The 13786-nt window shown below is 65.5% G+C and carries 11 protein-coding genes; 8 read left to right on the top strand and 3 right to left on the bottom strand.

What is annotated here, in order from left to right; translation table 11 throughout:
* A partial coding sequence (locus ACH107_RS01210; protein WP_412504299.1) for an adenosylhomocysteinase occupies positions 1-123 on the bottom strand: 123 nt, incomplete at its 3' end.
* A gap of 164 nt (positions 124-287) precedes the next feature.
* On the opposite strand from ACH107_RS01210, the gene ACH107_RS01205 reads away from it, so the two are divergent.
* Positions 288-881 carry a hypothetical protein gene (locus tag ACH107_RS01205; RefSeq protein WP_412504294.1) on the top strand — a complete coding sequence of 198 codons (594 nt, stop codon included), beginning with the start codon at positions 288-290 and terminating at the stop codon, positions 879-881.
* 17 nt (positions 882-898) lie between these two features.
* On the opposite strand, the gene ACH107_RS01200 is transcribed toward ACH107_RS01205, so the two are convergent.
* Positions 899-1450: an ActR/PrrA/RegA family redox response regulator transcription factor gene (locus tag ACH107_RS01200; RefSeq protein WP_412504293.1), complete on the bottom strand. Its 552-nt coding sequence runs from the start codon at positions 1448-1450 to the stop codon at positions 899-901.
* A gap of 77 nt (positions 1451-1527) precedes the next feature.
* A complete protein-coding gene (locus ACH107_RS01195) occupies positions 1528-2157 on the bottom strand; it encodes an SCO family protein (protein ID WP_412504292.1) in 630 nt (209 codons plus the stop codon).
* 88 nt (positions 2158-2245) lie between these two features.
* Between ACH107_RS01195 and regB the strand changes: the two genes are divergently transcribed.
* Genes regB through addA form a run of 7 tightly spaced genes read left to right on the top strand, consistent with a single transcriptional unit; the run spans position 2246 to position 13769 of the window.
* Positions 2246-3667: a sensor histidine kinase RegB gene (gene regB, locus ACH107_RS01190; protein WP_412504291.1), complete on the top strand. Its 1422-nt coding sequence runs from the start codon at positions 2246-2248 to the stop codon at positions 3665-3667.
* Positions 3668-3714: 47 nt separating this feature from the next.
* The gene (locus ACH107_RS01185) at positions 3715-5250 is read left to right on the top strand and encodes a PAS-domain containing protein (RefSeq protein ID WP_412504290.1); all 1536 of its coding nucleotides are present in this window, start codon (positions 3715-3717) and stop codon (positions 5248-5250) included.
* A gap of 45 nt (positions 5251-5295) precedes the next feature.
* Positions 5296-5775 (top strand): tRNA (adenosine(37)-N6)-threonylcarbamoyltransferase complex ATPase subunit type 1 TsaE, encoded by a 480-nt coding sequence (gene tsaE / locus ACH107_RS01180; protein ID WP_412504289.1) that lies wholly within the window; start codon positions 5296-5298, stop codon positions 5773-5775.
* Entirely contained in the window at positions 5762-6787 is a 1026-nt protein-coding gene (locus ACH107_RS01175) for an aminoglycoside phosphotransferase family protein (RefSeq protein WP_412504288.1), read from the top strand. The genes tsaE and ACH107_RS01175 overlap by 14 nt, the downstream gene beginning before the upstream one ends.
* On the top strand, positions 6763-7455 hold the full coding sequence (locus ACH107_RS01170) for a nucleotidyltransferase family protein (protein WP_412504287.1): 693 nt from the start codon (positions 6763-6765) through the stop codon (positions 7453-7455). The genes ACH107_RS01175 and ACH107_RS01170 overlap by 25 nt, the downstream gene beginning before the upstream one ends.
* Positions 7448-10393, top strand: coding sequence for a double-strand break repair protein AddB (gene addB, locus ACH107_RS01165; RefSeq protein WP_412504286.1), 2946 nt, complete (start codon positions 7448-7450; stop codon positions 10391-10393). The genes ACH107_RS01170 and addB overlap by 8 nt, the downstream gene beginning before the upstream one ends.
* The gene (gene addA, locus ACH107_RS01160; protein WP_412504285.1) at positions 10383-13769 is read left to right on the top strand and encodes a double-strand break repair helicase AddA; all 3387 of its coding nucleotides are present in this window, start codon (positions 10383-10385) and stop codon (positions 13767-13769) included. Before addB ends, addA begins: the two co-directional genes overlap by 11 nt.
* The last annotated feature ends 17 nt before the right edge of the window (positions 13770-13786 follow it).

Below are 13786 nucleotides of genomic sequence, written 5' to 3'. Positions count from 1 at the left end.
CTTCGCATCCCCGTACTCCGCCCGAAGCGCCATCAGACCCGGCATCTCCGTCTCGGCAATGTCAAGCTCCCGACGGCCGAAATCCGAAAGCGAGATGTCCTTGATCACGTAGTCCTGCGTCATGGTAATGATTCCCTGAAACCCGGTTCGGGTTGGCAGATAGCACCGGGTCAGCCTGTCGGCAATCCGGGAACGTCGCTGCATGGCGCGGATGCAAGCCCTTTGCAAAGCCGCGGCAGGCCGGATACCACCCGCAAACATCCCGTGCGTCCAACCGGAGTTCCGCCGTGCCCCAACCCCGCGCCTGGCAAAAGATGCTTTCGGGCCGCAGGCTCGACCTGCTGGATCCCACCCCGGTTGACATCGAGATCGAGGACATCGCGCATGGCCTTGCCTTCGTGGCGCGCTGGAACGGCCAGACCGAGGGCGATGTCGCCTACTCGGTCGCCGAGCACTCGCTGCTGGTGGAACGGCTCTATTCACGGATGGATTCGCGGGCGGCACCGAAATGGCGGCTGGCAGCCTTGCTGCACGATGCGCCCGAATACGTGATCGGCGACATGATTTCGCCGGTGAAGGCCGCCGTCGGCCCCGGCTATGATGAACTGGAAAAAAGACTCGCCGCGGCGATCCACATACGCTTCGGTCTGCCCGCCGTGCTGCCGCAGACGGTCAAGCGCCGGATCAAGAAGGCCGACAAGATCAGCGCCTGGATGGAAGCGACGCGCCTTGCCGGTTTTTCCGAGGCGGAGGCAAACCGGTTCTTCGGCCGGCCCGACCCGGCGCTGATTGTCGGGCTCGACCTGCACCTGCGCCCGCCGCTCGAGACAAGACGCGCCTATATCGACCGCCATGGTGCGTTACTGGCCGAAATCCCGTAATCCCTGGATCGGCGTCGTCAGCGCGGGGAGCGTTTCGCAAGGATGCGCTGCAGCGTCCGGCGATGCATGTTCAGCCGCCGCGCCGTTTCGCTGACATTGCGATCGCACAGTTCGTACACACGCTGGATGTGTTCCCAGCGCACCCGGTCGGCGCTCATCGGGTTTTCAGGCGGTGGCGGCAATTCGTCCCCCGTCGCCAGCAGGGCATCCGTTATGTCCTTCGCATCTGTCGGTTTCGACAGGTAATCGGTTGCGCCGATCTTGACGGCGGCGACAGCGGTGGCGATCGCGCCGTAGCCCGTCAAGACGACGACCCGGCTGTCGGGGCGCTTTTCGCGGATGATCTCGACGATATCCAGCCCGTTGCCATCCTCCAGCCGCAGGTCACAAACGGCATAGGCCGGTGGTCGCGCCGTCGCAATCGCCTGCCCGGCAGCGACCGACTCGGCGGTCTCGACGTCGAAGCCCCGTTTTTCCATCGCCTTGGCGAGACGCTTGAGAAACGCGTCGTCATCATCCACCAACAGGAGGGACCTGTCGTCACCGATAAATCGAGGGTCCTCACCCATGCCTTCCGTCCTCCCGTAACGCGCGCCTGCCCCGGAAATGTCTAGCCCGCGCGACCACCTGCGTCAAATCCGCCGGCTCAGTCGGCGCGGTCGACAAAGCATTGCACACGCTCGGCCATATCTTCGGCAGTGACTTCGCGGCGGAAAAAATCCACGAACCCGTGATCAGGCAACACGAGATAAGTGAATGTCGAATGATCGACGAGGTAGAACTCCTCGTCGCCGCTCGCAGGTTCCTGTTTGCGGTAATAAGTGCGATAGGCCTTGCTGGCCGCCTTCACCTGTTCCGGCGACCCGGTCAGGCCCAGCATCCGCGGGTGCAAGTAATCCGTGAACTCGGCCACTACCTCGGGCGTGTCGCGCGCGGGATCAACTGAGATGAAGACGGGCTTGACCATCGTGCCGCGCTCTTGCAACTGCGCGACGGCATCGGCGTTGCGGGCGGCGTCAAGCGGGCAAACGTCCGGGCAGAAAGTATAGCCGAAATAGATCAGCGACGGCTTGTCGATCACGTCCTGGTCCGTCACCGTTTCACCGGTTTCGCTGACCAGCGTGAAAGGCCCGCCGATCTCGCCGCCGCCGGCCACCTGTGACCCCCGGCATTCGGCGAATTGATCGTCACCATTGCCGGACATTGTCACCATGTAAATGACTCCGACAAGCGCCACGATCGCGGCGCCGGCGGCAAGGGCGATTATCCGTGTCATCACTACCTCTTGATAAGCTGCCGGGTTGGTGCATCCTCTCATCTATCTAACCACGCGCGCACGAGATGCAATCAGGGGCTGCCGATCAATGACCGACATTTCATCCGGGCTTCTGGATTCACAAAGGCGGGGCAACTGGATCAGGCTCCGGACACTGGTTCTGCTGCGCTGGTGGGCCATCGCGGGGCAGCTGACGGCGCTGGTCGTGGCGCAGCGGTTTTACGGCCTCAGCCTCGAAATCGGCTGGTGCTACTTCGTCGTCGGCTTTCTGGTGGTCAGCAACCTTGTCGCCGCTTTCGTGTTCCCCGAGAACAAACGCCTTTCCGAAACCGAGACATTGCTTGTCGTGCTGTTCGACATGCTGCAACTCGGCGCGATGCTCTATCTCACGGGCGGGCTGAACAACCCGTTTTCCATCCTCATCGTCGGCCCGGTCACCGTCTCGGCATCGGCGCTGAGCTCTCGGTCCTCGGTCTTTCTGGGCATTGCCGCGATCCTCATCGTGTCGCTGCTCATCGAGTTTCACCTGCCCCTGCGCACCGAAAACGGGTTCGTGCTGCAAGTGCCCGAGCTGTTTCGCTTCGGCAACTGGGCGGCCATCGTCATCGCGGTGATTTTCCTCGGTGTCTATTCGCGCTGGATGGTTACGGAAATGCGGGCGATGTCCGATGCGCTGCAAGCCACGCAGATGGCCCTTGCGCGGGAACAAAAGCTCACCGATCTGGGCGGCGTGGTCGCCGCGGCGGCGCACGAACTGGGAACACCGCTTGCCACCATCAAGCTCACCAGCTCGGAACTGGCCGAGGAACTCACGGATCACGAAGACCTGCACGACGATGCCCTGCTGATCCGGGATCAGGCCGACCGCTGCCGCGATATCCTGCGGTCGATGGGCCGCGCCGGCAAGGATGATCTGCACCTGCGCCGCACGCCCCTGTCCGCCATGATCGAGGAAGCCGCCGATCCGCATCTGGAGCGTGGCAAGGAAATTCATTTCGAGCATGGCCCCGAACCGAGCGCCGACCCGACGCAGCCGACCGTCCTGCGCCGCCCCGAGGTCATCCACGGGCTGCGCAACCTGATCCAGAACGGGGTCGATTTCGCGCGCGCCAATGTCTGGATCGAAAGCTCGTGGTCCGCGACCACGATCACCGTGCGGATCATGGATGACGGCCGGGGATATCCGCCCAACCTTCTCGGGCGCATCGGCGATCCTTTCATGCGGCGCCGGACATCGATGATCGATCATCGCCGCCCCGAGTACGAAGGCATGGGTCTGGGTCTCTTCATCGCGAAAACACTGCTTGAACGGTCCGGCGCCGACCTGACTTTCGCGAACGGCGCCGATTCCTTCGCCGGCAGCGCCAAGCGATCCGACCGCCGCGGCGCCTTCGTCGAAGTCACGTGGCCGCGGCACCACATGGAGCCACCTGACCGCGCGGCCGACGGCGCGCTCGGCCAGAACGAACCCATCCACACCCGAACCGTCCGCGGATTAACCCGCGGTTAACCAACGCCCCCGATGCTCGGCGCCCGAACCATCTGTCGAGGGGCCGAATGCCCGAAATCAATCTGTCACTCTGGGCGTGGCCCCTTGTCTTCGCCGCTTGCGGGATTGTCGCGTTCCTGGTGCTCTATGCACTGGGCCGAACGGCAAGTCGCGACGTCACGCGTCCCGGCGCGGCGACTGGGGCTCATGCCCCGGCTCATTTCCTTCTTGAACAAGACAAGCTGGTCGATACCGACGCGGCTGCCTTTTCGTCGATAACGGAAAACGGGGTCCAGCCCGAATGGCCTGCCTTGCGTGACTGGCTCGCGCCGCGGTTTGCCGACCTGCCCGCGACACTGCCCGATGCAGGACCGGGTGAAACCACCTATCACGCCACGGATCCCGACGATGGCGCGACACTGTCAATCCGTCCGCAGGCTCGGTCAACGCGGGTCACCCTGTCCGACCCGTCGCCGACAGATGCAAGCTGCGCGCAGGATGCCTACGGGCTTCGGCATGACAAGGCACTGCTTTCCGGCCTTTCGCGGCAGGTTCCCCATCCGGTCTGGGTCACCGATGCGGCCGGCGACGTCATGTGGCGCAACGATGCCTGCACCGCGCTCACCGGTCACGGCGATCCGCTTTTCAAGGCCATGTCCGGCCTCGATGCGACGGACACCAGCGCAAAGCACCGAGTCACCGTTTCCGCGGACGATATCGGCGCACCGGATCAGCACTGGTTCGACGTCGAAACGCGGCGGCATGACGACTACCTGCTGCACTTCGCGACCGACGTGACGGGCCTTGTGCACGCCGAGACGGTCCAGCGTGAATTCGTCCAGACCCTCACAAAGACATTCGCGACCCTGACGACCGGGCTCGTGGTTTTCGACAGGAACAGGCGACTTGCGCTGTTCAATCCGGCACTGATCGACCACACGGGGCTTCCTGCCGAATTCTTGAGCGCACGGCCGGGCCTGATATCCTTCTTCGACCAACTGCGTGACCGGCAGGTGATGCCGGAACCAAAGAACTACGCGACGTGGCGCGCGCGGATCAACGACATGGTCCAGAGCGCGGCCGGCGGCGCCTACCGTGAAACCTGGTCCCTGCCCGACGGAACGACATTCCGCGTCTCGGGCCGCCCCCATCCCGACGGTGCCGTCGCTTTCCTGTTCGAGGACATATCGGCCGAGATCTCGCTGACCCGCCGTTTCCGCGCCCAGCTCGAGATGCGCGAGAACGTGATGGACCTGCTCGACTCTCCAATCGCCGTGATAGGCTCCGACAACATACTGCTTTTCTGCAACCGCGCGTGCCGCCAATTGCTCGGGGTCGATCCCGAAACGAGTTTCGCGGACATGCACGCCGAAGACCTCTTCGCCACCTGCCAGGTAAAACTTCCAGACACGCATTTCTGGGACGACGCCCGCCGCTGGCTGAGCACACGGGCAGGACGGGAGACGCTGCAAGGCGAGGTGCCGTTGCCTGACGGCGATACGGTTTCCTGTCAGCTTGCGGGGCTGAACGGCGGTGCGGCCATGCTGATGATCCGGGGCCGTCAGCCCCTTCACCAGCTTATCCGCCACGCGACACCGGCCTGAGCCCAAGCCGCTTGCAGGTCACGGCAGGGCCTGTAAATTCGCGGCATGACCGCCCGTGACCTGACATTCCGGCTCGACTCGCCCGAGGCAACCGCCGCGTTGGCCCGGCGCATCGCGGCGCGCCTGGAACCGGGCGATGTTCTTTTGCTTGACGGACCCGTCGGCGCGGGCAAGACACAATTCGCGCGCAACGTGATTCTAGAGTGCCTGTCTGTCCACGAGGACGTGCCGTCACCGACCTACACGCTCGTGCAAACTTACGATGGCCGGGCCGGTGAAATATGGCACGCCGATCTCTACCGCCTCGGCGATACGTCCGAACTCGAGGAGCTGGGCCTGTCCGAGGCGTTCGAACACGCGATCTGCCTTGTCGAATGGCCGGACTGCCTTGGCGACATGGTGCCCGGTGACGCCCTGACACTGACGTTTTCCGTGCCCCATGGCGACGACCGCCGCGATCTGGTACTGCACTGGACCGACCCGCGCTGGAACAGCAGACTGGATTGCCTGAATGACGACGCGTGATGCGCTGATTTCCCGTTTTCTGGACAAGGCAGGCTGGGCCGACGCGACACGCGCACCGCTGGCCGGCGACGCGTCGAACCGGCGCTACCTGCGCCTGTCGCGCGCCGATACGGGCGAAACATCGGTCCTGATGGACGCGCCGCCGGACCGGGGAGAGGATATCGGTCCTTTCATGCGGATCGCCGGCCACCTTCAGTCACACGGGTTCAGCGCGCCACGGCTGCTGTCATGGGACGATGCAGCAGGGCTGCTGCTGCTGGAGGATCTGGGCGACGATCTTTTCGCCCGCGTCGTCCAGCGGGCCCCCGGGGCCGAGGACAGTCTCTATTCTTGCGCGACCGACCTTCTGGCCCGGCTTCACGAGGTCCCGCCGCCATCCGGTCTGCCCCCCTACGACACATCCTTGATGAGCGATCTCGCCAAGCTTGCATGGGATTGGTACCTGCCCGCCGCAACAGGCATCGACGCCACGGACAATACGGCGTTCAAAGGCGCCATGCGGGCCGCGCTGGACCACGACGCGCCCGATGCGGACGTGCTGATCCAGCGTGATTATCACGCGGAAAACCTGTTGTGGCTCCCCGATCGCACCGGAACAGCCCGGGTCGGGCTTCTGGATTTCCAGGACGCGATGCGGGGCCACAGGGCCTATGATCTCGTCTCGCTCCTTCAGGACGCCCGGCGCGACGTGCCCGCCGAAACCGAAGACAGGATGCTGGCGCGGTACATCACGGCCACCGGCGTGGACGACGACGCGTTCAGGGCGGCGTATGCCTGCCTCGGCGCGCAGCGCAACCTGCGCATCATCGGGGTTTTCACCCGGCTCTGCCTGCGCGACGGCAAAGCGCATTACATCGACATGCTGCCCCGTGTCTGGGGCCTGCTTGAACGCGATCTGGCCGCGCCGGGCCTGTCGACGCTTGCCACGCGCGTGCATGCCGCCATGCCCGCCCCGACCCCTGCCATCCTCCAGCGGCTCAAGGACCAATGCCAGACCATCCCGGCGCAGTGATGCTCTTCGCCGCGGGCTTCGGCACCCGCATGGGCGCCTTGACCCGCGACCGGCCCAAACCGATGGTCGAGGTCGCCGGCCGCCCGCTGATCGACCATGCGCTTGACCATGTCACGGCGTTCGGGGCGGCGCGCATCGTCGCCAACACGCACTACAAGCCCGAACCGCTGCGCGAGCATCTGGCCGGTCGGGGTGTCGCGCTGTCGCACGAAACGCCCGATATCCTCGAAACCGGTGGCGGGCTCCGGGCCGCCCTGCCGCTTCTGGGCCCCGGCCCGGTCTTCACCATGAACACCGATGCCGTCTGGTCCGGGCCCAATCCGCTCGCGCACCTTGCCGCCGCGTGGCGCCCCGACGAGATGGATGCACTCTTGCTTTGTGTTCGGCGTGACAATGCCCTCGGTCACGCCGGCGATGGCGATTTCTCGATCGATGTCGACGGCCGTGCCACCCGGGGCCCGGGTGCCGTCTATACCGGGCTTCAGATCATCCGACCCGACCGGCTGCACGACGTTCCCGGGTCATCATTCTCGCTCAACCTTCTTTGGGACCGGATACTCGAAACAGGCCGGTTTCACGCCACGCTCTACCCCGGCAAGTGGTGCGATGTGGGCCGGCCGGCCTCTATCGCACTGGCCGAATCCATGCTTGGATGCGGCGATGTTTGACGCCGCCGAAAAGCCCCGCGTTTTCGCCCTGCCGCCGGGGGTGGATTTCCCCCGCGCGCTTGTTGACGGGCTGACCCAACGCTGCGGGGCATACCCGCCCGACGCACTGGCGCGCGTTCAGCTCATCGTGAACACCCGCCGCATGGGTCGCCGGATCCGGACGCTTTTCGACAACGGCCCCGCGCAGCTGCTGCCGCGGGTGGGGCTCGTGACCGATCTCGGCGAACACTGGGATCTCGCCCATATTCCCGATCCGGTTCCGCCCCTGCGCCGACGGCTGGAACTGGCACAACTGGTCGCCCGGCTTCTGGAAGGGCAGCCCGGTCTTGCCCCGCGTTCCGCGCTTTTCGATCTGACGGACAGCCTTGCGGCGCTGCTCGACGAAATGCACGGTGAAGGCGTCTCCCCGGATGTGATCGACGCGCTGGACGTGCAGGATCAATCCGGCCACTGGGCGCGCAGTCTCGCCTTTCTGGGCATTGTCAGACACTATTTCGACCGCGATCAATCGGACCCGGATATCGAGACCCGGCAGCGCATGGTGGTCGAACACATCATCGACCGATGGCAACGCCATCCCCCGGCGCACCCCGTGATCCTTGCCGGCTCCACCGGTTCGCGCGGGGCCACGCAACTGCTGATGCGCGCGGTCGCAGAGCTGCCACAGGGCGCCGTTGTCCTGCCCGGCTTCGATTTCGACATGCCCGCCGATGTCTGGCGGTCGATGAACGATCCGCTACTATCCGAGGATCACCCACAATACCGTTTCCACCACCTTCTGCACGGCTTGGGGCTGACGCCGGCGGACGTCGAAGAATGGACCGACGCCGCCCCGGCCAATCCCGCGCGCAACCGTCTTGTTTCGCTCGCGCTGCGGCCCGCGCCGGTGACGGATCAATGGCTGGCCGATGGCCCCGGGCTGGATGACATCTCGGGCGCGACGCGCGACATCACGCTGCTCGAAGCACCCGATAGCCGGCGCGAGGCATTGGCCATCGCCATGCGCCTGCGCCAAGCGGCGGAGGAGGGCCAGACAGCCGCGCTCATCACGCCTGACCGAACGCTGACGCGCCGCGTCACGGCGGCGCTGGACCGCTGGGGAATCGTCCCCGATGACAGCGCGGGAATGCCCCTGCACCTGTCACCGCCGGGCCGCTTCCTGCGCCACGTGGCGGAATTGCTGCGGCAAAGGCTGGGCGCCGACACGCTGCTGACGCTGCTCAAGCATCCGATCACCCATTCCGGGGCCAAGCGGGGCACGCACCTGTTGCTCACCCGCGAACTGGAACTGCACCTTCGGCGTCACGGCCCGCCACATCCCGCGGCCGACGATATCCGTGCATGGGCCGCCAAGCAGAAAACGCCGCTTGCCCCGCAATGGGCCGACTGGGTCTGCACCCATATCACCGGGCAGCACCGTGATGGCGAGATGCCGCTGGATACGCTTGCCGACACCCATCTGGAACTGGCCGAAGCCATCGCGCGCGGCTGTATCGACACCCGCGAAAGCAAGCTCTGGCAGGGCGAGGCCGGGCGCGATGCGCGCGATGTCATGGTCACGCTCACCCGCGAAAGCGCCCATGGCGGCACGATGGGGGCGATGGATTATTGCAGCCTCGTGCATCGCCTGCTGTCGGGCGAAGAAGTGCGCAACCCCGATACGCCCCACCCCGATATCCTGATCTGGGGCACGCTCGAGGCGCGCGTGCAAGGCGCGGATCTGCTGATCCTCGCTGGCCTGAACGAAGGAAGCTGGCCGGAAATGCCCTCCCCCGATCCGTGGCTCAACCGCACGCTGCGTCACCAGGCGGGTCTGTTACTGCCCGAAAGGCGCATCGGCCTGTCGGCGCATGACTTCCAGCAGGCCGTTGCCGCACCCGAGGTCTGGCTCACCCGCGCGGTCCGCTCCGACGATGCGGAAACCGTGATCTCGCGATGGCTGAACCGCATGCAGAACCTGCTTTCGGGGTTGCCCGCCCAAGGGGGCGATACCGCGCTGGAAAACATGCGGGCACGGGGTCGGGCATGGCTCGACCGGGCGGCCATGCTGGAAGCCCCGGGCCAAACTCCCCCGGCACCCCGCCCCGCGCCCTGCCCGGCGGTCACGGCACGGCCCCGAAAACTTTCGGTGACCGAGATCCAGCGCCTGATCCGTGATCCGTATGCCATCTATGCCAAGCACGTGCTCGGGCTCAAGCCGCTCGATCCGCTGATGAAGGTACCCGATGCGCTCCAACGCGGTATCGTCGTTCACAGCGTGCTTGAGCGGTTCATCCGCGAAACACGCGACGACCCGGATCTGTGCACGCCGGCGCATCTGCGTGCCGTCACAGGGACTGTTCTGGCCGAAAACGTCCCGTGGCCCGAGGCCCGCGCGCTTTGGCAGGCCCGCCTCGACCGGATTTCGACTTGGTTCATCGAGGGCGAGGAAACCCGCCGATCCGCCGCATCGCCGGCCGCTCTCGAAGAGCCGGGGCGCGCCACGCTCGATGATCCGGCTTTCACGCTGACCGCCACCGCGGACCGGATCGACATCGACCGCGCCGGCAACCTGCACATCTACGATTACAAGACCGGCACACCGCCCGGCGCCAAAGAGCAGACCCATTTCGACAAGCAGCTCTTGCTGGAAGCCGCGATTGCCGAACAGGCCGGCTTCGGCGCTCTGGCGGCGGGCAAGGTGGCCCGCGCGGTCTTCATCGGGCTGGGCGGCACCGGCAAGGAGGCGGCGGCACCCTTGGACAAGGAACCGCCCGACAAGATCTGGCGCGAATTCGCCCAGCTCGTCGCCGCCTACATGGATCCCGACAAGGGGTTCGTCGCCCGGCGCGCGCCGCACACCGCCCGCGACCAAGGCGATTACGACCAGCTTGCAAGGTTCGGCGAATGGGACATAACCGACGTTCCCACCCCGGTAAGGCTTGGCCATGATACGTGACGACGCCACACAGCGCCAGATCGACGCGGCGCAGCCCGCGCGGTCCACCTGGCTTGCCGCCAATGCGGGATCGGGCAAGACCCGCGTTCTGACCGACCGCGTGGCGCGGTTGCTGCTCGACGGTGTCGATCCACAGCACATCCTGTGCCTGACCTACACCAAGGCCGCCGCGAGCGAGATGCAGAACCGGCTCTTTCGCCGCCTCGGCGCGTGGGCCATGCTGGCCGATGACCGGCTGCGCGACGCCCTGCACGATCTGGGGGTCGAAGGCGCGGTATCCGACGACACGCTGCGCGACGCCCGCCGCCTGTTCGCGCGGGCCATCGAAACGCCCGGCGGGCTCAAGATCCAGACGATCCATTCCTTCTGCGCCGCGCTGCTGCGGCGTTTCCCGCTCGAGGCGCGTGTCAGCCCGCAATTCGCCGAGATGGAGGAACGCACCGCCACCCGACTGCGCGCGGAAATCGTGGAGCACATCGCCGAAAGCCCCGAGGCGCCCGTGCTCGATGCCGTGGCGCGGCATTTCACCGGCGAGTCTCTCGATGAGCTCACGGCCGAGATCACCCGCCACCGAACGGCCCTGCAGCAGCCGCCTGACCACGGAACGCTCGCCGGGATCTTCGGCCAGCCCGCGGAAATTGATCCCGACACCCTGACCCGGCACGTGTTTCTGGGCGATGAACAGGATTTGCTCAACGATCTGGTTCCAGCCCTCCTGTCAAGCGGGGCGAACGATCGCAAGGCTGGCGAGACCCTGTCACAGGTGACAGCACCATCGGCATCGTCCCTGCCCATGCTCGAAGACGTGTTCCTGTTGAAATCCGGCGACAACGCGTTCGAACCCAAGTTGCCCGGGATCACCCGGCAACCCTTCCCGACCAAGGCCCTGCGCAAGACACTCGGACCGCTGGAGGGAAAACTTGACGACTGGATGCGGCGTGTCGCCGCCGCCCGGGAAACGCGCCTCGCGCTTGCCGCGATCGACAAGACGCGCGCGTTGCACGAGTTTGCCGCGCTTTTCCTGAAACTCTACGACCGGGAAAAACAGGCGCGCGGCCTGCTGGATTTCGACGACCTGATCCTGCGCGCCCGTGACCTGCTGACCGACCCCGACGTGGCGGCATGGGTACTGTTCCGGCTGGATGGCGGGCTGGATCACATCCTCGTGGACGAGGCGCAGGATACAAGTCCCGAACAATGGCAGGTCATCGAGCGCCTGACACAGGAATTCACCAGCGGTGAGGGCGCACGCCCGGACGTGGCACGCACCATCTTCGTGGTAGGTGACAAGAAACAGTCGATCTACTCGTTCCAAGGCGCTGATCCGGGCGCGTTCGACAGGATGCGCGCGGATTTTGCCCAGCGTCTCTCGGCGACCGGCCCCCCGCTTCAGCAACTTGACCTGGAATATTCCTTCCGATCGTCGCATGCCGTTCTTTACGCAGTCGATGCCACCTTCGATGCATCGGGCGGCGGTGGTTTCGGGCAGAAAAGGTCTCACAAGGCGTTCAAGCAGGCGCTGCCCGGCCGGGTCGATCTCTGGCCCGTGATCGAGAAGCCCGAAAAGGAAGAAGAGCCCGAATGGTTCACCCCCGTCGACGTCAAGGCCAATAACGACCCGGCCATCCTGCTGGCGCGCCACGTGGCCGATACGATCCGCGACATGGTCGATCATGCCACCGCGATCCCCGACGAGAAAAGCGCCACAGGCTTCCGCGCCGTGCAGCCGGGCGATTTCCTGATCCTCGTTCAGCGCCGGTCGGATCTGTTTCACGAACTGATACGCGAATGCAAGAACCGCGCGCTGCCCATCGCCGGGGCCGACAGGCTGAAACTGGGAACGGAACTTGGCGTGCGCGACATTGCCGCGCTTCTGTCCTTTCTCGCAACGCCCGAAGACAGCCTGTCACTGGCCACCGCGCTCAAGTCTCCGCTTTTCGGCTGGTCCGAGGCCGATCTTTACGACCTCGCGCAGGGACGCCATGAAAAATACCTCTGGACCGCGCTGCGCAACCGCGCAGAGGATTTCCCCGAAACGCTTGCCATTCTTCGCGACCTGCTGGATCAGGCGGATTACCTGCGCCCCTATGACCTTATCGAACGCGTCCTGACGCGCCACGACGGCCGCCGTCGCCTGCTGGCGCGCCTCGGCCCCGAGGCCGAGGACGGGATAGACGCACTTCTGTCGCAGGCCATGGCCTATGAAGCCCGCGCGGTGGACAGTCTTACCGGCTTTCTCGTCTGGCTGGAAAGCGATGACCCCGAGATCAAGCGCCAGCTCGACAGCGCGGGCAATCGCATCCGCGTGATGACGGTGCACGGGGCCAAGGGGCTGGAAGCGCCCGTCGTCATCCTGCCCGATACCGCCCAGCGCCCCCTGCGGAACAATCCCCAGCTTGGCGAAGCGGGCGGCACCGCTCTCTGGCGCATGCCGAAGGAAGAATCGCCGAGCGTGCTCACCGAGGTTACGGATCACATACAGGCGGCCGAACGGGCCGAACGTGACAGGTTGCTGTACGTCGCGATGACCCGCGCCGAAAAATGGCTGATCGTCGGCGCCGCCGGGGATATCGGCACGAACGGGGAGTCGTGGTACAGCAAGATTAACGCGGGCCTCGACCGGGCCGGCGCGGTTGAACATGATTTCGCCCTCGGCGCCGGCCTGAGGCTTCAACATGAAGATTGGGCCGAAACAGGGTCTGAAATCAAGGAAACACCCGACGATCAGCCCACCGCTGAATTTCCCGGATTCCTGCACCAACCGGCTGCGCCCCTCGCCCCGCGCGCCGAAACGCTCAGCCCGTCCGAGCTGGGTGGCGCCAAGGCCCTGCCCGGGGAGCGCGGCCTTGATGAAGACGCCGCCAAGCGCCGCGGCCGGCAGGTTCACCGGCTTCTGGAATTCCTGCCGCAGGTCAGCCCGGACGACTGGCCGCGCGTGGCAGGCAATTTGCTGTCGCGCGGCGAGGATGCGGCAACCGGGGGTGAGCTCGACCTGCTGCTGGCCGAGGCGCGCGCAGTGCTGGTCAAACCCACGCTTCAACCTCTGTTTGATACCGATGCACTGGCCGAGGTACCGGTCTCCGCCACGCTGGCGGAGCTGGGGGGCCGGCGCGTTCACGGCATCATCGACCGGCTGCTTGTCCGCGACGATCACGTGCTGGCCGTGGATTTCAAGACCAACGCGATGGTGCCCGACACGCCGGATCACTGCCCCGAAGGCTTGTTGCGCCAGATGGGCGCCTACGCGGCAGCACTGGCACAGATTTACCCGGATCGCGCCATCCGCACCGCGTTGCTCTGGACACGGACAGCCACGCTCATGCGGCTGCCGCACGATCGCGTGACGAAAGTTCTGCAGGACACGCCGCCAGCTTGACGCCACGCGGCGCGCTC

It is taken from the genome of Roseovarius halophilus (ex Wu et al. 2025) (genome assembly GCF_047086965.1).
This window is presented reverse-complemented; position numbering and strand designations above follow the sequence as displayed.